A 19,332-nucleotide genomic window follows, 5' to 3' on the forward strand; every position below is an offset into this window, starting at 1 on the left:
CGGCCTCAGCAGGTCCGGGCCCCCGACCGGGATCTCCAGCGGGGGCGCCGCTCAGCTGTCGTCGCCGGGGGCCGAACCACGCGGGCCGACCGGCTCGCGAGCCGTGACGGGCCCGCCGCCGACCGGGAAGGTCTCACCGGCCCGGTAGGACCGTACGAGCACCTCACCGCCCGCACCGGGCGCGGGCCGTACGGAGTGCGCGCGGCCCCGTCCGTGGACGCGGGCGAGCCGGCCCTCGGCGTCCACCTCGACCATGGTGTTCTCGTCGACGGCGACGCCGTGCGGGAGGGCGTCCCGCACGACGGCGGCGATCAGCCGGGGCAGGGTCCCCCACTGCGCCGCGTGCACGTCCACGGTGAACGGCACGCGTCCCAGACCGGCCCGCACCTCGACCTCCTCCAGATCCTCGGCGGTGTCCTCGGGACACACCGCGACCCCGCCGGCCAGCCAGCCCCCGACGAGCGCCCGGTCCGCCGCGACGGCGGCACCGGCCGAGAAACCGGCGTACGGCAGGTCCCGCGCGGCGAGAGGGCGCGGCAGCCCGCCGCGCAGCACCTCCTGGTACGCGGGCGTCAGCCCGCCACAGACGAGAAGGCCGTCGAGGCCGTCCGCCCCGGCGTCGGCGCCGGTCCCCTCGCCGAAGGGGGCAGCGAACTCCCCGCCGAGCGGTACGAGCAGCGGTACGGGCGTGCAGTCCGCGTCGACGGACCGCAGCACGGCGTCGTACCGGGCGAACTGCGCGGCCCCGTCACCCTCGTCGACGATCAGGCACCCGATCCGGGGCGCGTCCCCGGCGGCCCGCAGGAACGGCCCGTGGACGGCCCCGGCGGCGGCTGGGTCCCACCCGCCACCGACCAGGAACGTACGGCTGCCCGCCGTCACCGCGGTCGGTTCGCTCGGCTCCGGGTCCGGCCGCCCGGCCATCAACTCCTCCGCCCGCAGAGGCCGGTGAGTCCGTCACAGGCGGCCATCACGAGTTCCACTCTCCGGGTGTCACCGGCGGGTTCGCGCACGCCGTCCACGAAGACCGCGACCGAGCCGCCCACGTCCCCCTCGTCCAGCAACGCGGCCGGCGCACGCGGCACCGCGGAGAACAGTTCGTCGTACGAGCCCTGGATGTCGGCCATGGGAGGTATTCAGCCCCTGCCCGGCATCCGGGGCAAGCGAATTACCGGGCCCGGCGGGGGAGCGGCTACCCCTTGACGAAGTCCAGCAGCGCCGGGTTGACGATCTCCGGATGCGTCCAGGCGACGTTGTGCGGACCTCCCCGCACGGTCACGAAGGTGAGGTCCTTGATCAGCTCGGGCAGCCGCGCCGCGGTGCTCTCGTAGGGCAGGACGCGGTCGGCGTCCCCGTGGATGAGGAGGGTCGGCACGTCGATCCGGGGGAGGTCCTGGCGGAAGTCGGTCAGCCAGGTGTCCACACACGCGTAGGCGGCGTGCGCCGAGGCCGCGACGGCCGTGTTGAAGCTGTTGTTCCACGCCTGGTCGCTGATGCGGGTGCCGCGGTAGGTGTCGACGTTGTAGAAGTTGTCGAGGAACTCCTTGAAGTAGGCCGGCCGGTCCCTGACGACGGCTTCCTTGATGCCGTCGAACACCGACCGGTCGACGCCCTCCGGGTTGTCGTCGGTCTTCAGCAGGAACGGCGGGATCGCCCCCATCAGGACCGCCTTGCTCACCCGCCCCGACCCGTAGGTGCCCAGGTAGCGCGTGACCTCGCCGGTCCCCATGGAGAACCCGCACAAGATCACGTCGGGCAGGGCGAGCTGGTCGAGGAGCGCGTTGAGATCCGCGGCGAACGTGTCGTAGTCGTAACCGATCGTGGGCTGGCTGGAGTTGCCGAAGCCCCTGCGGTCGTAGGTGATGACCCGGAAGCCGGCGTTCAGCAGTTCCCGTTCCTGCTTCTCCCAGGAGTGCCCGTTCAGCGGGTATCCGTGGATCAGCACGACGGGCTGTCCGCTGCCGTGGTCCTCGTAGTAGATGTCGATCGGTGTGCCGTTCTCCTGGCCCACGTTCACGATGGCCATGCTCCACCTCGGCTCTCGTTCGCTGGCTGCCCCGTTCTCTGCCGTGTCGTGCCGGCGACCCGTGTCGCCGACCGGAAGCAGCACATTCATCCATGAATGCACCGAACGGGTGATCCCGCTACCGGGGTGGGCGCCGGCCCCGCGAGTACACGGCGTCCTGCCCGTCCGCCTGCCCTGAGGTCCCTCGCCAGACCGGAACCGCCCGGCGATACTCCGTGCTCGTGGGCCCGCTCAAGGCCCGCTCAAGGGCGGCTCATGGGCGGGCTCATGGGCGGCTCGTGGGCGTGCTCGTGGGCGGCTCAAGGGCGTGACGCTCCCCACCGGGAGACGCGTGCCGCCCGTCCGTGCCGCCCGCACCGGCGAACCCGTGCCGTGCGCACCGGACGCCCGCGCCGCCCGCCCCGGGAGGTGCACGGCGTCCGCGACCCGCTCACGGCCCGCGACCCGCGACCGGGACCCGCCCGGCGCGCCCCCACCCCGCGACCCGACGCAGAAGACCCTCTGGAGACCCACCCGATGAAACTCGCCATGCGTCTCACCCTCACGACCGCGGCCCTCGCCACGGCGGCCGTCACCACGCTCTCGGGCGCGACGGCCGCGACGGCCGGCCAGGCCGTGACCGCGCGGCCCGCCCACACCGGCCCCGACGTCCCCGCCGCCCTCAAGGTCCCCGACGGCAACCGGCTCACCGGCGTCTACGCCGCCGAGGGCGTGCAGACCTACACCTGCACCGACGGCGCCTGGAAGCTGCTGGAGCCCGCCGCCACCCTGTGGGCCAGGAACGACCGCTCACACCGGCCCGTCGCCCTCCACTCCCGCGGCCCCGTCTGGGTGTCCACGCGGGACGGCAGCGCCGTCAACGCCACCGCCGTCGCCAACTCGCCCAAGGACGGCACCATCCCCGAGCTCCTCCTCCAGTCCACCGCCACCCGCGGCAAGGGCACCTTCGCCGACGTCTCCTACATCCAGCGCCTCGGCACCCACGGCGGCGTCGCACCCGCCACCGCGTGCACCGGCACCGACCAGATCGGCGTCCCGTACTCGGCGACGTACGCCTTCTACAAGCCGGCCAAGTGACGCGGCTACGGCGTTCGCCGGCCGGCAGGTGAGAGGGGGGTACGTCGTCCGTGAGGCCGTCGGCTGCCACGGGTACGTCTCCCGCCAGGCCGTCGGCTGACACCCGGGTGCGCCTTCCCGGCCCCCGCCGGGTGACGCCGGTGCGCCTCCGGCGAGGCCGCCGGGTGACGCCGGTACGCCTCCCGCGAGGCCGCCGGGTGACGCCGTAGCGGCGACACCTCGCGGTCCGAGCATGCGGACGTGTCGCCCTCCCCGCGCTTCACGACCCTCCGTTAAGCTCGCGCCGCCACACAGGTTCGACCTTGACGGAGGGCAGGACGGCCAGGATCAATCGAGAGCGCCTCGTCAGGACGCTGACGTTCTGGCTGCGTCCCGCGTTCGCGCTGCGTGTCGTCAACCGCTTCCAGAAGATCGTCGGATTCGACCGCGCGATGGCTCTGGCCTCCAGCGCGCTCACCGCGCTGATCCCCCTCGTCATCCTCAGCGGAGCGGTCCTCGGCGACGCCGTGCACACCGACCCCGCGCAGCGGATCATCAAGCGCTACCACCTCACCGGCGCGGGGGCCGACGCGGTCGACTCCCTCTTCGCCCCCGCCAAGGGCACGACCGCCGGCGTGGGCGTGTTCGGGTTCGTGTTCCTGACGATCTCGGTACTGAGCTTCGCGCGCGCCGCGCAGCGGCTCTTCGAACAGACCTGGGAACTCAAGCCCCTCAGTGTGCGCAACACCCGCAACGGCCTGTGGTGGATCCTCACCCTGGTCGCCTACGCGGTGGTCGCGGGCTGGATCGCGGCGGTCCTCGGCGGGCACACGGTACGGCTGGTGGCCCTGGCCTGCCAGTTCCCGGTGACCGCCGTGTTCCTCGTCTGGAGCGGCTGGATCCTGTCGGCGAAACGGATCGCCTGGCGTGACCTGATCCCCTTCGGCGTCACCGCGGCCGTGCTGGCGGCGGCCTGGTCCGTGGCCGCGACCGTCTACCTGCCGCGCGTCTTCAACTCCTCCGTCGCGCGCTACGGGGTCGTCGGCGCCGTCTTCGCACTGATCTCGGCCCTGTTCACCGCGATGCTCGCGCTCGTCGCGGCGGCGGCGCTCGGACGCGAGGTGCGGGAGGAACTGAGCCTTATCCGGCAGGGACTGCGCCCCTCCGACAACGACGTCCGCCGGCAGTGGGACACCCTGGTCGAACAGACCGGTTCGCGCTGGCGCAAGGTCCGGGCCCAGGCCTCCCACCGGCGAGGCAGGAACGCGGGCGGGGACGCGGACAGGAACCCGGACAAGGACGCGGACGACGACGCCGACCGCTAGACGGTCGGCCGGCCGGCCGGTCGCCGACCGGTCGACACCTGGTCGCTGACCGGTCGCCACCCGGGCGCCGAAGCCGGGACGCGTACGCCCCCGCCGGATTTTCCGCGTGCACGAACCTTGACGCTCTCGGAGGGGCACATCTAGCTTCGGAGCGATTTAAACGATTCAAAACCATAGGCCACTTGAGGGTCCACTCCGTGCTGCCCTCCGGGAGAGTGAACCAGACGCATGAACGACCACTCCGCAGCGCACCCGGGACCGGGCCTCCGTCGTCGCACGCTGCTGGGCGCCGCGATCGGCACGGCCGCGGCCGCGGCGCTCGACCTGGGCGTACCCGCCGTCGCCGCGGCGGACAGCGCCCGGATCGTGGCGCTCGGCCGCCCCGGCCTGTTCGGCGACCGCGACGGAAACCGCCCGCACGCCGTCGGGAGCGAAGCGGAGGAGGTGCGCTTCACCGGGTCCGGCCTCACCGTCCGCGCCTCCGCGCCCGGTACGTACCGGACCGTCCTGTCCCAGGGCCGAACCGTCACCACGACACTGCGGGACGTCCCCGCCGTCACCGAACTGACCTCCTGGCACCTGCACGTCGAGGACTGGCGCCCCGGCTCCACGGCCACCCGCACCACCGTCGTGGAACACGACCTCGACCTGGACGCCCTGCTGCCCTGGGCGCAGATCCCGGAACTCGCCGACGTCTCCGGCATCGGCCGCTACCGCACCACCGTCACCCTCGGCGGAAGCTGGAGCGGCGGTCACGGCGCCCACCTCGAACTCGGCACGGTCACCGACACCTGCCGGGTCACCGTCAACGGTCACCGCCTGGACCCCGTGGACCAGATCCACCCCGTGGTGGACCTCGGCGGCCTGCTGGGGCAGGGCCGCAACGTCATCGAGGTGGAGGTGGCCACCCCCCTGGCCAACCGCCTGCGCACCACCGACCCGACGATCTACGGCGGCCTGCCCCGAGCGGCCTACGGCCTGCTGGGCCCGGTCCGCCTGGTGCCGTACGGGGAGGCCCGGGTGGGCTGAGCCGGTGGAGGACTGAGAGAACGGGGGAAGGGCCGACGGTTGCCGCGCGGGGCCGTCGGCCGGCCGGGGCCCGGGACGCGGGTCGGACATGGGCGTGCCCGGAGCGCGGGGCGCGGTGCCCGTGCCCGGTGAGGGCGGGGCGGGCCGGTTCGCCGAAGGCCGGCCGGCGCCTGCGGCCCGCCGGTCAGTGACGCAGATGGGCCAGCAGTTCGTCACCGGCCGGGTAGCGCTCCTCCCGGGGCAGCAGCAGCGCCGCGGACTCCGGATCGCCCCGGCCGACGAGTGCGCGGATCTCACGGGCGAGCGGAGTCACGTCGGTGATGGACACGGTCCACTCGTCCGCGTACCGCGCCGCCGCCTCCCCCGTCAGCCCGAGCTGCAGCGCGCGGTACGGCAGAGGACGCAGACGCAGATCACGCTCGGGGTCCCACTGGACCCGGGCGGGCGCCCGCCCGAGGTCCCGCCGCCAGGCGTCACGGTCGGGATGCAGGCCGCGCACGTAACTCGACAGACAGGCATGCCGCAGCGCCCAGTCGAAACCCTCCCGAGCGATCTCGACAGCGAGAACGGTCTCCTGCCCCGCCTTCGCACCCCACCCGCAGCGGTACATCATCCACAGGAAGGACGGCTTGATCCACGTCATACGGTCACGCTTCCAAGCAGGAGGGAAACGGCCGTCGCGGACGGCGGGTACGCCGATCTCCGGGGCGTACGCCTGGTAGACGGTGATCGTGGACGCCGTGTGGAGTGCGCGGATGCCCTGGTGCGGTTCTTCCATGCCGTACAGGGTGGGACCGGGCGCTTTCCGTCGGCCAGTGAATTTCGACGCCCCGGCCGTGGCGCGAGGCGTGGCCGCCCGCCACCGTCGGCCGCCGGGCGCTGCTCCGCCGGCCGACCGCCCGGCCGCCTGGGTGGGCGTGGAATCGCTGGGGGTCCTCGCGCGTTGAGGGGGGTGGGCGAGGACGGCGTGGTGTGTGCCGGGCAGCCCGAATGATCCAGCTGACATATGGAGGAGGGCCGCGATGGCTGCGCAGACGCAGAGGGCCGTGCTGGCGGGCGGATGCTTCTGGGGGATGGAGGATCTGATCCGCCGGCTCCCGGGAGTGGAGGCGACCCGGGTCGGCTACACCGGGGGTGACGTGCCGAACGCGACGTACCGCAACCACGGCACGCACGCGGAGGCCATCGAGATCCTCTTCGACCCCGAGCGGACCGACTACCGCGCGATCCTGGAGTTCTTCTTCCAGATCCATGACCCGAGCACCAAGAACCGCCAGGGCAACGACATCGGTCTCAGCTACCGTTCGGCGATCTACTACGTGGACGACGAGCAGAAGCGGATCGCCGAGGACACCATCGCGGATGTGGACGCCTCCGGGCTGTGGCCGGGCAAGGTCGTCACCGAGGTGGAGCCGGTCGGTCCCTTCTGGGAGGCCGAACCGGAGCACCAGGACTACCTGCTGCGTTACCCGGACGGCTACACCTGCCACTTCCCCCGTCCGGGATGGCGGCTGCCCGCCCGTACGCAGGGCTGACAGCGAGGCGGCCCGGCAGGCACCGAGCGGACACCGCCTGACAGCGGCTCCGCGGCGGGCCGGTCTCGCCTCGTGGGATCCGACCCCCGGCGCGGTTCACGCGCCGGGGGTGAGCAGTGCCCGGAGCGGGGCGGTGTCGGGGGCGTCGGCGACCGCTGAGACGACTGCCGCGTCGAGGTCGGTTCGGGTGCCGTCGGCGGCGGGGGGCAGGTGCGGGACGGCGGCGCGTTCCCAGGAGAACTCCCAGCGCAGCAGTGAGCGGGCGCTGAGTTCGGCCAGAGCCATGCTGCTGAGGGACTTGTGCAGGGTGGGGCGGACGAACTCGCGGAAGGCGCGGCCGTGCGCGTCCACCGCGTGGCCGGACACCGGCAGCCGCTTCGCCAGCTGCCACAGCCCGCCGTCCTCTATCACCCGGAGCAGCGCGGGAACCGTCGGCCGGTCCTCGGTGTACTGGGCGAGCGCCCGTTGAAGGGGCGTGCTGCTGGAGGCGAGGGAGGCGGCCATCGCACGGTCGAGCAGTTCCTGCCAGTCGCGGGCGCGCTCGTGACGTCGCAGGTCATCCGTGAGGCAGGTGTCCTCCAGGGCGGCCATGATCCGCTCCGGGTCGGACAGCAGGCTGAGGGCAGCGCCCCGGGCCTCGTGCGTGCGCCCGTCGTCGGGCAGTTCCTCGATCCGGCGGACGCGGTCGGCGAGCGGCGGATGGGAGTCGTACGGCGACGACGGCTCGACGGACAGGTCCGCGCGCAGCCCGGCCATCTCAAGCCGGCGGGCGCTGAGCATGCGGCCGAAGCCGCCGAACACCTCGCCGCGCGGGGGCAGCAGCTTCGCGCCCGAGCCCAGCATCGCGTAGTTGACCCTGTAGAACCCGAACGCGGCCTCCAGTACCGGGAGTTCGCGCAGCGCCGAGGCGGTGGCGTCCCGGCCGGCGACCCGGACGGCGGCGGCGTCGGCGGCGTACTCCCGACGGCGGGAGAGGGCGAGCGTGGACCGCAGGCAGAGCCGCGCGTACGCCGAGTGGATCCGCTCGCGCGTGGCGGCCCGGCCGGCCCGCTGCTCGATGCGTGTGACCGTGTGCAGGACGTGAGCCCGGCCGCGGAGGGTGACGGTGGCGAGACGCGTGTCGGCGTCGGCGCGGTGGCCCAGTTCGTGCGCGAGGACCGCCCGCAGCTGCGCCTCCGACAGGCCCTGCACCAGCGGTACGCCGAGGCGCAGGCGGAGCGGCCCGGGCAGCAGCCCGAACAGACGGGCGGCCTCGGTCACGGTGACGTCGACCTCGGCGGTGAGCAGGATGCGGGAGGGAACGCGGGTGCCGACCCCGTCGGCCAGTTCCCGCACGGTCCGCCAGAGTTCGGGCTGGTCGGCCTCCGTCACGGGCAGTCCCGCCGTCGCCTCGCCCCGCTCACTGCGCGGCATCAGCAGGCCGCGTGCCAGGAGGAAGGCCGGCGGTACGGAGACCAGCGTCAGCACCGCCGCGACGGCGCCGGGCGCGTGCCGGAACAGCAGGTAGTCGCCGGTGGCGAGCAGCGCCGGCGGCAGAACGCCGACCAGGTGGAAGCCGGCGAGCAGCGGGAGTGCGCGGAGAGCGCGCAGCGTTGTCCCCATCGGGCAGAGGTCCCCCCACAGGGCGGATCCGAGGATCGCGAGAACTCGGAACAGCGTCGGTCGGCATGAGTGGGCCCGGTGGTCACGGGAGGCGCGAGGTGTGCGTGCTCATGACCACTACGGGTGTGAGGGCGGAGTATGACCGACCGGTCCGCCGCGGAGCAACACACGCACCGCGGTCGGCGGTCGGCAGACGGACGAGACGGACGAGACGGACGAGACGGACGAGGTGGACGAGACGGACGAGGTGGACGAGGTGGGCGAGGTGGGCGAGACGACCGGCGGCGGGGTGGGACGGGAACGCGGCGGCGCGGGTCACCGCGGGAGCGTCGCCGGGCTGCCGCCGTTCGCCTCGTAGCCCGCCACCGCGAGCGCGCGGTAGACCGCGAACTCCCCGGCCGGGTCGGCGTTCAGGGTCCAGGGCAGGGCGCCCACGTGGCCGTCGACGTGTATCAGCTGGTTCATGGCCTCGGCCCAGCGCTCGGAGCGCACCAGGAAGAAGATCAGCAGGTGGCGGACGTGCGCGAGCATGGGATCGTCGGAGCGCGCCGAGTGGACGGCGTGCAGCGCGCCGTGCGTCGCCTTGGTGACGACCTCGCTCTGGTAGAAGCTGCTGACCAGGTTCACCTCGGGCAGGTGCTCGAAGACCGAGAACAGCGGCATCGCGGCGAGCAGGGAGCCCCGCGGCGCGCGGGCGGCGGCGGCCTCCGCGAACGAGGTCGCCAGCTCGCGCGAACCGTGCCACTTCTCGCACCAGTAGTGCAGCGCGGCCAGATGGGCCCCCATGTGGGCCGGCGCCCGGTCCAGGATCTTCAGCCAGAGCTGCTCGAACTCCGCGTGGGTGTAGGCGAGTCCGCGGGCCACCGACAGTTCGATGATGTACGGGACCGGGTCACCGGGGGCCAGCAGCGCCGCGTCGCCGCACGCCGAGCGCGCCTCCTCCATGATGATCCGGAACTCGTCCGTGCCGGGCGTCGAGGTGCGCCACGCCTGCTGCACCAGGAACTCCGCGTGCACGGCCGCGCCGCCCGCGTCCTTGGGGGCCTCGGCCCGCCACACCCGCAGCCACTGGCCGCCGGGAATCTCGCCCACCCCGCCGGGCCGCTGCCGCAGTTCCAGGGAGGCGGCGCCCGCGAACGCCTGGACGCGCTGCCAGCGCAGCTCGCCCTCGCTCCCGGTGCCCGCGAGGAGTTGTGCGGCGGCCCGGTGGTCCTGGGTGTGCTGCACCACTCCCAGGACGTCCAGCAGGTCCTGGTCGGGGCCGGGCATCCGGACGTCCAGCTCCTCCTGCCGCGCGAATCCGTAGTTCGCCGGGTCCGCGGCGTCCGGGTGGCCCGGCGACACCTGCTCGATCATGCCGCGCCTGCGCCTCAGGAACGGAAGCAGCACGAAGCCGAGCATGACCAGCGCCATCAGGACCCACAGAATCTCCATGCCACAAGCGAACCAGACGGCGCCGACAATTGGCGAACCCGGCTTCGCGGCCTGTGGACAACCCGCGTCACCGGCCTCCGTCGCGAGCGGGGCGAGCCCCGCCGTCCGGCCTCTGCCGCCCGGCCGTCGGGCCTCCCGTGCCCCGCCGTCCGACACCGGTCCCGTGAGCGCATTACCCTCGGTGCTCATGAGCGACAGGCACATCAGTCAGCACTTCGAGACCCTCGCGATCCACGCGGGCAACACCGCCGATCCCCTGACCGGCGCGGTCGTCCCGCCGATCTACCAGGTCTCGACCTACAAGCAGGACGGCGTCGGCGGTCTGCGCGGCGGCTACGAGTACAGCCGTAGCGCCAACCCGACCAGGACCGCACTGGAAGAGAACTTGGCCGCCCTGGAGGGCGGTCGCCGCGGTCTCGCGTTCGCGTCCGGGCTGGCGGCCGAGGACTGCCTGCTGCGTACGCTGCTCAGCCCCGGCGACCACGTGGTCATCCCGAACGACGCGTACGGCGGCACGTTCCGGCTGTTCGCGAAGGTCGTCTCCCGGTGGGGCGTGGAGTGGTCGGTCGCCGACACCAGCGACCCCGCCGCCGTACGGGCCGCCCTCACCCCGAAGACCAAGGCCGTGTGGGTGGAGACCCCCTCCAACCCGCTGCTCGGCATCACCGACATCGCCGCGCTCGCCGAGGTCTCCCGGGACGCGGGCGCGCGGCTGGTCGTCGACAACACCTTCGCCACGCCGTACCTCCAGCAGCCGCTGTCGCTGGGCGCGGACGTCGTCGTGCACTCCCTGACCAAGTACATGGGCGGGCACTCGGACGTCGTCGGCGGCGCCCTGGTCGTCAGCGACCCGCAGCTGGGAGAGGAGCTGGCCTACCACCAGAACGCGATGGGCGCGGTCGCCGGGCCCTTCGACTCCTGGCTGGTGCTGCGCGGCACGAAGACACTGTCGGTGCGCATGGACCGGCACAGTGAGAACGCCACCAGGGTCGCCGACATGCTGACCCGGCACGCGCGCGTGACGAACGTCCTGTACCCGGGGCTGCCCGAGCACCCCGGTCACGAGGTCGCCGCCAAGCAGATGCGGGCCTTCGGCGGCATGGTCTCCTTCCAGGTCGAGGGCGGCGAGGAAGCGGCCGTCGAGGTCTGCAACCGGGCCAAGGTGTTCACGCTGGGCGAGTCCCTGGGCGGCGTCGAGTCCCTGATCGAGCACCCCGGGCGCATGACGCACGCGTCGGCGGCCGGTTCCGCCCTGGAGGTGCCCGCCGACCTCGTCCGCCTCTCCGTGGGCATCGAGAACATCGAGGACCTGCTGGAGGACCTCCAGCAGGCGCTCGGCCGCTAGCCGGCTCCGGCCGGCACCATCGCTGGCCACCGGCACCGCCACCGCCACCGGCACCAGCGGCGGGCGCGAGCACCGGCACCGGCGGGCGGTCACCCGCGTGCGACCGCCCGCCGTCACCGGTGGGCGGTCGGCAGTTCGGGACCGCCCGCCGTCACCGGTGGGCGGTCGACCCGCCCGCGACGGCCCGCCGTCCCGCCGTCCGGCGGTTCACCATCCCGAGAGCGGTGGAGTCGTCTCCGACGGCGGCTCCACCCACGGCTGGGCGGTCAGCGCCCAGACGGTGAGGGCCACGCTCGCGGCGAGCAGCACCAGCCACATCAGACGCCGTACGGCCGTCCTGCGGCGCAGCATGCGGCCGCCGCGGCGTACGACGTCGGTGTAGAGGTCGGGCGGTACGAGGGGCTGCGTGCCCTCCATGATCCGCCGCGCCTCCGCCTCCCGCTGGGACCGGTTCACGACGCGGCCACCTTCGCCCCCAGCACCGCGCGCGGGGGTCCGGCCGGCGGATGCAGCAGGGTGGCCGTCGCCCGGTCGCAGATCGCGTGGACGCGTTCCGCGGGCAGTCCCAGCAGGGCCGCGGCCTGTTCCTCGGCGACACCCTCGTAGAGCCTCAGGACGATGATGAGGCGCTCCTGCGGGGTGAGGACGGCCAGCGGGCTGTCCGGGTGCGGGCGGCCGCGGCCGAGGGCGCCGTACTGGTGCCAGGTCCCGTGCGCGAAGCGGGTGGCCAGATACTGGCGGGCCCGGTCGTACGGGTCCTCGCCGCGCAGCCGGTCCCAGCAGGCGTACGTGTGGGCGAGGGCCAGCGTCAGCAGGCGCCGCGCGCGCGGGTTGTCGCCCGCCGCCTCCGCGGTGAGCAGGGTGGCGGTGTGCAGGAGCCGTCCCGACGCGCCCGCGACGAACGCCTCGCACTCGCGGGCCCGGCGGGCACGTTCGGACATCTGCTGTTGTCGCACCGTGCCTCCCCTGAGGGCGACCTGACGGGACGGGCCCGGCCGGTGGACGCGGTCCGCGCCCGCGTACGGCATCGGATGCCGGTACGACCGGGGCCTCGGTCTCATATGAGGCCAGGGGTGGCCTTTCGGTCAAGAGCCTCGTGGACACGAGCGGTGTTCGCACGAGCCGCGCCCGGGCGTGAGGGGCGTACCGGCGCGGCGCGAACCCCGGCCCTGCGCGACCTCCGCCCCGCGCGCGCGTGCCCACTACATACCGACGCACTGCCCGCGCACGCGTGCCTGGCGACGCACTACGCGCACACGCGTGCCCACCGCTTCACCGCCCGCCGTCGCGTACCTACCGACGCACCGCGCGGAGCACGCACCGCACCGCCCGCCGCACGCCCACCCCGCCCGCCCCGCACGCCCGCCCCGCACGGCCGGCCCGTAACGACGCCGACGTCCCCGCTCAGGACCGCGCGGCCGCCTCGGCCGTCGCGTCCGCGCCCGTGAGGCCCGGGGCCGCCGCCATCCGGGTGGACAGGGCGCTGTTGAAGCGGGTGAGGAGCGCGCAGAACGTCTCGCGCTCCTCCGGCGCCCAGTCGTGGGTCAGCTCGGCCATCAACTGACGCCTCGACGAGCGCACTTCCTCAAGTCGCGACTGGCCGCGCGGGGACAGCTGGAGCACCACGGCCCGCCCGTCCTCCGGGTGCGAGGTGCGCTTGACGAGGCCGGTGTCGACCAGCGGCGCCACCTGGCGGGTGACCGTCGAGGAGTCGATCCCCATGCTCGCGGCGAGCGCCTTGACGCCCATGGGGCCTTCCTTGTCGAGGCGGTTGAGCAGCAGGTACGCGGCGCGGTCCATGGAGTTGCGCACCTGTCCGACGCCGCCGAGCCGGGTCTGTTCGGCACGGCGGGCGAACACCGCCACCTCGTGCTGCAGCGTGTCGAGGAGACCGGGATCGCCGACGGTCGTCATGTCCATCGACATTTCAGGTGTAGTGGGCATGGCCGGGGGCTCGCTTCATGAAGGGGGTGCTGGGTTGGGGGACAGGGTACGCGGCCGGGGGGCAGGCCGTGCCGACGCCGGGAAAACCGGTCTCGGGGGTTGGTCACAGCCGCGGCCGCCGTCTGTGAACTGCGAGACTCGGGTCATGAACTACCGTACGGCCCACCCCTTGCCGCCGGTCACCCTCGACGACGTACGGGGCGCCCGGAAGATGCTGGGGGGCGTGGCGCGGACGACCGCGATGGAGGGCAGCCGGCACCTGTCCCGGCTGGTGGGCGCGCCGGTGCACCTCAAGTGCGAGAACCTCCAGCGGACGGGATCGTTCAAGCTGCGCGGCGCCTACGTGCGGATCGCCGGGCTGCTGCCCGAGGAGCGGGCCGCCGGCGTGGTCGCGGCCAGCGCGGGCAACCACGCGCAGGGTGTGGCGCTGGCGTCCGCGCTGCTCGGCGTGCGGTCCACGGTGTTCATGCCCCGGGGCGCCCCGCTGCCGAAGATCAGTGCCACCGAGGAGTACGGCGCGGAGGTGCGGCTGCACGGACAGGTGGTCGACGAGACGCTGATGGCGGCGCAGGAGTACGCGGCCGCGACGGGCGCGGTGTTCATCCACCCCTTCGACCACCCCGACATCATCGCGGGGCAGGGAACGGTCGGCCTGGAGATCCTGGAGCAGTGTCCCGAGGTGCGCACGATCGTCGTGGGTGTCGGCGGGGGCGGGCTCGCGGCCGGTCTCGCGGTCGCGGTGAAGGCGCTGCGGCCGGACGTGCGGATCATCGGGGTGCAGGCGGCGGGCGCCGCCGCGTACCCGCCCTCGCTGGCGGCCGGTCGGCCGGTGTCGATCGAGAACCCGGCGACCATGGCCGACGGCATCAGGGTGGGGCGACCGGGCGACGTGCCGTTCAAAATCATTGGCGAACTGGTGGACGAGGTCCGTACGGTGAGCGAGGACGAGCTGTCCGCCGCGCTGCTGCTGTGCCTGGAGCGTGCCAAGCAGGTCGTGGAGCCGGCCGGGGCGAGCCCGGTCGCCGCGCTGCTGAGCGACCCGGGCGCGTTCGAGGGGCCGGTGGTGGCGGTCCTGTCCGGCGGCAACGTGGATCCGCTGCTGCTGCAGCGCATCCTGACGCACGGTATGGCCGCGCAGGGCCGTTACCTGGCGGTACGGCTGCGGCTGACGGACCGGCCGGGCGCCCTCGCGACACTTCTGGGGGTGTTGTCAGTGGTGGACGCTAACGTCCTGGATGTGGGTCACGTCCGCACCGATCCGCGGCTCGGGCTCACGGAGGCGGAGGTGGAGCTGCACCTGGAGACCAAGGGCCCGGCGCACTGCGCCGAGGTCGACAGGGCGCTGCGCAAGGCGGGTTACACGGTCATCGACTGAGGTCGCGGACCCGGTTGTCACCCGTTCGGAAAACTCCGTTGAGACTCGCGATACATCGCGTTAGGGTGTGTTCGCGGTCACCCTCCGGCTCCCCTGTGGTGACCGGCTTCCGCGGCCCCGACCGTGTTCCGGAAGAACTGTGACGACACCATCCCCGACGACGTGGAGAACCACATGCCAGGCGCCATCTATGCCGAAGGTCTGGTCAAGACCTTCGGTGACGTAAGGGCTCTGGACGGCGTCGACCTCGACGTCCCCGAGGGCACCGTGCTGGGCCTGCTCGGGCCGAACGGCGCGGGCAAGACGACGACGGTCCGCTGTCTGACCACGCTCCTGCGCCCCGACAGCGGCAGGGCGGTCGTCGCCGGCCTCGACGTGCTCAAGCAGCCCAACGAGGTACGGCGCTCCATCGGCCTGTCCGGCCAGTTCGCCGCCGTCGACGAGTACCTCACCGGCCGCGAGAACATCCAGATGGTCGGCCGGCTCTACCAGATGAAGACGAAGGCGGCGAAGGCCCGCGCGGAGGAACTGCTCGAGCAGTTCCACCTCACCGACGCCGCCGACCGGCCCGCGAAGACCTACTCCGGGGGCATGCGCCGCCGGCTCGACCTGGCCGCGGCCCTGGTCGTCTCCCCGCCCGTGATGTTCATGGACGAACCGACGACCGGCCTCGACCCCCGCAACCGCCAGCAGTTGTGGGAGGTCATCAAGCAGCTGGTGTCGGGCGGTACGACCCTGCTGCTGACCACGCAGTACCTGGAGGAGGCCGACCACCTCGCGCACGACATCGCCGTGGTCGACCACGGCAAGGTCATCGCCCGCGGCACCTCCGACCAGCTCAAGGCCCGCACCGGCGGCGAGCGCGTCGAGGTCGTCGTGCACGAGCGCGACCACATCGCGACCGCCTCCGAGGTGCTGACCGGTTTCGGCAAGGGCGAGACCTCCGTCGAGGAGCACACCCGCAAGCTGACCGTCCCCGTCACCGGAGGCGCCAAGCTGCTGGCCGAGGTCATCCGCGAACTCGACGCCCGCGGGATCGAGATCGACGACATCGGCCTGCGCCGCCCGACCCTGGACGACGTCTTCCTCTCCCTCACCGGCCACCTGGCCGAGACGGCGGACGAGGCGAACGCCGGGGCGGCCGACGCCGCCGGCCCCCAGGACAAGGGCAGGAACCCCCAGCGCAGGGCCAAGGACGCCCAGCCCGAGAAGGAGGCAACCCAGTGAGCGCCAGCACCGAGACCGTGCGCGTCGCGGCGCCCGGCAACGCCCTGAGCCAGTCCGTGCGCGACTCGCTGGTCGTCGCCCAGCGCAACCTGATCCGGATGTCCCGCATCCCGGAGATGGTGATCTTCGGGCTCATCCAGCCGATCATGTTCGTGGTGCTGTTCAGCTACGTCTTCGGCGGGTCCATGCAGATCGGCGGCAGCAGCAGCGCCACCGCCTACAAGAACTTCCTGATGGCGGGCATCTTCGCGCAGACCGTCACGTTCGCCACCGCGAGCTCCGGCGCGGGCATCGCCGACGACATGCACAAGGGGCTCATCGACCGCTTCCGCTCGCTGCCCATGGCGCGCGGCGCGGTGCTGACCGGGCGCACCCTCGCGGACCTCGTGCAGACCGCGCTGACGCTGCTCGTGCTCGCCGTGGTCGCCCTCCTGGTCGGCTGGCGTGTCGGGTCCGACGGCGACACCAACGCCGGCCGGGTCCTCGGCGCGTTCGGCCTGCTGCTCCTGCTCGGTTACGCGTTCACCTGGATCGGTGCCCTGATCGGACTGTCCGTCCGCACCCCCGAGGCGGCCACGTCGGGCGGGCTGATCTGGCTCTTCCCGGTGACGTTCATCTCCAACGCGTTCGTGGACACCAGCCACATGACCCCGTGGCTGCGCCATGTCGCCGAGTGGAACCCGTTCAGCGCCACCGTCCAGGCATGCCGGGTGCTCTTCGCCAACCCGGGCCAGTCCGCCTCGAACGCCTGGCCCATGGTGCACCCGGTGTGGGCCTCGCTGATCTACTCGGTCCTGATCATCCTGATCTTCAGAACCCTGTCGGTCCGCAAGTACCGCTCCGCCACCGCATGACGAAGCCCTCGGCGTCACCGGGACGCCGAGGGCCTGTCAAGGACGTGCCGGCCGGGCTCAGGCGCTGTAGGGCTCGGCGCTGAGGATCTTCACGGAGGCCCGCTTGCCGTTGGGCAGCTCGTACTCCGCGTCCTCGCCGACCTTGTGGCCGATCACGCCGGTGCCCAGCGGGGACTGCGGCGAGTAGGTCTCGATGTCGGCACTGGCGTACTCGCGCGAGGCGAGGAGGAACGACAGGGTGTCGTCCTCGTCGCCGTCGAAGGCGATCGTCACGACCATGCCGGGTGCGACCGTGCCGTCCGCCGAGCTGGGTGCCTCGCCGACCTGGGCGTTCTCCAGAAGCTGGGTCAGCTGGCGCACACGGAGCTCCTGCTTGCCCTGCTCCTCCTTGGCCGCGTGGTACCCGCCGTTCTCACGCAGGTCGCCCTCCTCGCGCGCGGCCGCGATCTTCGCGGCGATCTCCGTGCGCGCAGGACCAGTAAGGTACTCAAGCTCGTCCTTGAGCTTGTTGTACGCCTCCTGGGTCAGCCAGGTGACGTTCTCGCTGGTCTGGGTCACAGGTGCTCCTCGTAGGTACTGGGGATACAAAGCATCGCCCTACCCAGAAGAATGTTCCTTCACGGAAGGGCGAAACCACGAGCCTAACAATTCAGCGGCGGAAGGGGGAGGACATAAGCCATCAGATCTCCGTAGCCGCAGGTCAGCGCCCACGTATTGGGGCCGGTGTCAGTCGGAGTGGCAGCCCAGCAGCTCGGCCGTCGTGCCGGTCGAGGTGGTACGCAGCGTGACGACCCGGTCGATGCGGGTGGCGCTCCCGCCGAAGTGGAAGTCGGCCCGGCCCACCTCCGCGCCGTTCGCCGCCTGGGACCGCAGCGTGCAGTAGCCGGCGGCGTCGGCGTCCTTGCGGACCTCCAGATGCACCTTCACCGCGTCCCGCGCGGGGTCGAACGTGATGACCTGCGCACTGATCTTGTTCTGGCCGACATAGTGGTAGGCGAAGTAGCCGACCAGCGTGAGAAGGGCCACCGCGAGGACGGCGCCGACGATCCTGAGCCCGCGGTCCGAGCGCTCGTCCGAGGAGCGGCCGTACCGGCCCTCGGGCGGCCGCGTGCTCGCCGTACTCATGATCGTCCTCTCGGCAGGGGCGGGACCCGGGTCCCGAAGGGGCTCCGAGAACCCGGCCCCGGAATTATTCGCCCCCCGATTCGGTCACTATAGAAGCCGCCGATCGCACCCGTTCACACCGGGCGCCGACTTACGAGGATTGAGTCTTGACTGACCAGCTGCGACTGATGGCCGTGCACGCCCACCCCGACGACGAGTCGAGCAAGGGCGCGGCCACCATGGCGAAGTACGTGTCCGAGGGGGTGGACGTGCTGGTCGTGACCTGCACCGGTGGGGAGCGCGGCTCCATCCTCAACCCGAAGCTGCAGGGCGACAAGTACATCGAGGAGCACATCCACGAGGTACGCAAGAAGGAGATGGACGAGGCCCGCGAGATCCTCGGCATCAAGCAGGAGTGGCTCGGCTTCGTCGACTCCGGCCTGCCCGAGGGCGACCCGCTGCCGCCGCTGCCCGAGGGCTGCTTCGCCCTGGAGGACGTCGACAAGGCGGCCGGCGAGCTGGTGCGGCAGATCCGCACGTTCCGTCCGCAGGTGATCACCACGTACGACGAGAACGGCGGCTACCCGCACCCCGACCACATCATGACCCACAAGATCTCGATGGTGGCCTTCGAGGGCGCGGCGGACACCGAGAAGTACCCCGAGGCGGAGTTCGGCCCGGCGTACCAGGCGCTGAAGCTCTACTACAACCAGGGTTTCAACCGCCCGCGCACCGAGGCCCTGCACAACGCGCTGCTCCAGCGCGGCCTGGAGTCGCCGTACGGGGACTGGCTCAAGCGGTGGGCGGAGTTCCAGCGCGCCGAGCGCACCCTGACCACGCACGTCCCGTGCGCCGAGTTCTTCGAGATCCGTGACAAGGCGCTGATCGCGCACGCCACGCAGATCGACCCCGACGGCGGCTGGTTCCGGGTGCCGATGGACATCCAGAAGGAGGTCTGGCCGACCGAGGAGTACGAGCTCGCGAAGTCCCTCGTGGACACCTCCCTCCCCGAGGACGACCTCTTCGCGGGCATCCGCGACAATGCCTGACATGAGTGCAAGCGCGAGCCTGGCAATGACGCACCTCGTCCCCCTCGCCAAGGAGGTCGACGAGAACAAGGTCACCCCCGGCGTCCTCGGCTTCATCGTCTTCGCGGCGATGGCCCTGGCGGTGTGGGCCCTGATGAAGTCGATGAGCAAGCACATGAACAAGGTCGACTTCAAGGAGCCCGCCGACCGGGACGCGGAGGCGGGGGCCGCGTCCGGGGCCGCCTCCGTGGAACCCGAGGGCCGCCGGGGCTGAACCGCCCTGCGGCGGGGACCCCGCCCGGCCGGTCCGACTCAGCGCCCGGCCGGCACCGCCACCCCCATCACCTCCCGGGCGTGGGGGGGGGGGGGGGGGGGGGGGGGGGGGGGGGGGGGGGGGGGGGGGGGGGGGGGGGGGGGGGGGGGGGGGGGGGGGGGGGGGGGGGGGGGG

General features: G+C 72.5%; 20 protein-coding genes and 1 pseudogene. 10 read left to right on the forward strand and 11 right to left on the reverse strand.

The genetic code is table 11. From position 1 onward, the window contains the following. Positions 1-51: 51 nt before the first annotated feature. From AC07AZ_RS36755 to AC07AZ_RS36765, 3 genes and pseudogenes are all read right to left on the reverse strand, one after another. Complete coding sequence (locus AC07AZ_RS36755; RefSeq protein ID WP_478855103.1) at positions 52-924, reverse strand: type 1 glutamine amidotransferase family protein; 873 nt, start codon at positions 922-924, stop codon at positions 52-54. A 68-nt stretch (positions 925-992) separates the two neighbouring features. Next, positions 993-1,127, reverse strand: a pseudogene (locus AC07AZ_RS36760) (serine hydrolase); the annotation flags it as partial. 65 nt (positions 1,128-1,192) lie between these two features. Then, entirely contained in the window at positions 1,193-2,026 is an 834-nt protein-coding gene (locus AC07AZ_RS36765; protein ID WP_478855104.1) for an alpha/beta fold hydrolase, read from the reverse strand. Positions 2,027-2,542: 516 nt separating this feature from the next. Between AC07AZ_RS36765 and AC07AZ_RS36770 the strand changes: the two genes are divergently transcribed. The 3 genes from AC07AZ_RS36770 (at position 2,543) to AC07AZ_RS36780 (ending at position 5,436) form a co-directional block, all read left to right on the forward strand. Continuing rightward, entirely contained in the window at positions 2,543-3,103 is a 561-nt protein-coding gene (locus AC07AZ_RS36770) for a DUF3455 domain-containing protein (protein WP_478855105.1), read from the forward strand. A 302-nt stretch (positions 3,104-3,405) separates the two neighbouring features. Next, positions 3,406-4,407, forward strand: coding sequence for a YhjD/YihY/BrkB family envelope integrity protein (locus AC07AZ_RS36775; protein WP_478855106.1), 1,002 nt, complete (start codon positions 3,406-3,408; stop codon positions 4,405-4,407). Positions 4,408-4,635: 228 nt separating this feature from the next. Continuing rightward, positions 4,636-5,436, forward strand: a complete 801-nt coding sequence (locus AC07AZ_RS36780) for a hypothetical protein (RefSeq protein ID WP_478855107.1) — start codon at positions 4,636-4,638, stop codon at positions 5,434-5,436. A 184-nt stretch (positions 5,437-5,620) separates the two neighbouring features. Here the strand turns inward: AC07AZ_RS36780 and AC07AZ_RS36785 are convergent, their stop codons facing one another. Further along, the gene (locus AC07AZ_RS36785; RefSeq protein WP_478855108.1) at positions 5,621-6,214 is read right to left on the reverse strand and encodes a DUF4291 domain-containing protein; all 594 of its coding nucleotides are present in this window, start codon (positions 6,212-6,214) and stop codon (positions 5,621-5,623) included. Positions 6,215-6,458: 244 nt separating this feature from the next. Between AC07AZ_RS36785 and msrA the strand changes: the two genes are divergently transcribed. Next, positions 6,459-6,971, forward strand: a complete 513-nt coding sequence (gene msrA, locus AC07AZ_RS36790) for a peptide-methionine (S)-S-oxide reductase MsrA (RefSeq protein ID WP_478855109.1) — start codon at positions 6,459-6,461, stop codon at positions 6,969-6,971. 96 nt (positions 6,972-7,067) lie between these two features. On the opposite strand, the gene AC07AZ_RS36795 is transcribed toward msrA, so the two are convergent. Both AC07AZ_RS36795 and AC07AZ_RS36800 read right to left on the reverse strand, forming a co-directional pair. Further along, complete coding sequence (locus tag AC07AZ_RS36795) at positions 7,068-8,573, reverse strand: M48 family metallopeptidase (protein ID WP_478855110.1); 1,506 nt, start codon at positions 8,571-8,573, stop codon at positions 7,068-7,070. Positions 8,574-8,888: 315 nt separating this feature from the next. Continuing rightward, positions 8,889-10,007 carry a hypothetical protein gene (locus AC07AZ_RS36800; protein ID WP_478855111.1) on the reverse strand — a complete coding sequence of 373 codons (1,119 nt, stop codon included), beginning with the start codon at positions 10,005-10,007 and terminating at the stop codon, positions 8,889-8,891. A 187-nt stretch (positions 10,008-10,194) separates the two neighbouring features. On the opposite strand from AC07AZ_RS36800, the gene AC07AZ_RS36805 reads away from it, so the two are divergent. Continuing rightward, the gene (locus tag AC07AZ_RS36805) at positions 10,195-11,352 is read left to right on the forward strand and encodes a cystathionine gamma-synthase (RefSeq protein WP_478855112.1); all 1,158 of its coding nucleotides are present in this window, start codon (positions 10,195-10,197) and stop codon (positions 11,350-11,352) included. Between the two features lie 207 nt (positions 11,353-11,559). Here AC07AZ_RS36805 and AC07AZ_RS36810 read toward each other — a convergent pair whose 3' ends face one another. The 3 genes from AC07AZ_RS36810 to AC07AZ_RS36820 all read right to left on the reverse strand — a co-directional run bounded on the left by AC07AZ_RS36810 (position 11,560) and on the right by AC07AZ_RS36820 (position 13,278). After that, positions 11,560-11,808, reverse strand: a complete 249-nt coding sequence (locus AC07AZ_RS36810; protein ID WP_478855113.1) for a hypothetical protein — start codon at positions 11,806-11,808, stop codon at positions 11,560-11,562. Next, positions 11,805-12,293, reverse strand: coding sequence for a sigma factor-like helix-turn-helix DNA-binding protein (locus AC07AZ_RS36815; RefSeq protein ID WP_478855122.1), 489 nt, complete (start codon positions 12,291-12,293; stop codon positions 11,805-11,807). Before AC07AZ_RS36815 ends, AC07AZ_RS36810 begins: the two co-directional genes overlap by 4 nt. 463 nt (positions 12,294-12,756) lie before the next feature. Then, positions 12,757-13,278 carry a MarR family winged helix-turn-helix transcriptional regulator gene (locus tag AC07AZ_RS36820; protein ID WP_478855123.1) on the reverse strand — a complete coding sequence of 174 codons (522 nt, stop codon included), beginning with the start codon at positions 13,276-13,278 and terminating at the stop codon, positions 12,757-12,759. 163 nt (positions 13,279-13,441) lie between these two features. Between AC07AZ_RS36820 and ilvA the strand changes: the two genes are divergently transcribed. From ilvA to AC07AZ_RS36835, 3 genes are all read left to right on the forward strand, one after another. Next, positions 13,442-14,671, forward strand: a complete 1,230-nt coding sequence (ilvA, locus tag AC07AZ_RS36825; RefSeq protein WP_478855114.1) for a threonine ammonia-lyase — start codon at positions 13,442-13,444, stop codon at positions 14,669-14,671. Positions 14,672-14,845: 174 nt separating this feature from the next. Beyond that, positions 14,846-15,898: an ATP-binding cassette domain-containing protein gene (locus tag AC07AZ_RS36830; RefSeq protein WP_478855115.1), complete on the forward strand. Its 1,053-nt coding sequence runs from the start codon at positions 14,846-14,848 to the stop codon at positions 15,896-15,898. Beyond that, on the forward strand, positions 15,895-16,752 hold the full coding sequence (locus tag AC07AZ_RS36835) for an ABC transporter permease (protein WP_478855116.1): 858 nt from the start codon (positions 15,895-15,897) through the stop codon (positions 16,750-16,752). The genes AC07AZ_RS36830 and AC07AZ_RS36835 overlap by 4 nt, the downstream gene beginning before the upstream one ends. Positions 16,753-16,809: 57 nt before the next feature. On the opposite strand, the gene greA is transcribed toward AC07AZ_RS36835, so the two are convergent. Both greA and AC07AZ_RS36845 read right to left on the reverse strand, forming a co-directional pair. Beyond that, positions 16,810-17,310, reverse strand: a complete 501-nt coding sequence (greA, locus tag AC07AZ_RS36840) for a transcription elongation factor GreA (RefSeq protein WP_478855117.1) — start codon at positions 17,308-17,310, stop codon at positions 16,810-16,812. A 168-nt stretch (positions 17,311-17,478) separates the two neighbouring features. Continuing rightward, entirely contained in the window at positions 17,479-17,877 is a 399-nt protein-coding gene (locus AC07AZ_RS36845; RefSeq protein ID WP_478855118.1) for a DUF4307 domain-containing protein, read from the reverse strand. 146 nt (positions 17,878-18,023) lie between these two features. On the opposite strand from AC07AZ_RS36845, the gene mca reads away from it, so the two are divergent. Together mca and AC07AZ_RS36855 are read left to right on the forward strand one after the other, a co-directional pair. Further along, positions 18,024-18,905, forward strand: a complete 882-nt coding sequence (gene mca / locus AC07AZ_RS36850; RefSeq protein ID WP_478855119.1) for a mycothiol conjugate amidase Mca — start codon at positions 18,024-18,026, stop codon at positions 18,903-18,905. Further along, entirely contained in the window at positions 18,898-19,158 is a 261-nt protein-coding gene (locus AC07AZ_RS36855; RefSeq protein WP_478855120.1) for a hypothetical protein, read from the forward strand. The genes mca and AC07AZ_RS36855 overlap by 8 nt, the downstream gene beginning before the upstream one ends. Positions 19,159-19,332 lie beyond the last annotated feature (174 nt).

Source organism: Streptomyces sp. NPDC043878, assembly GCF_056435735.1.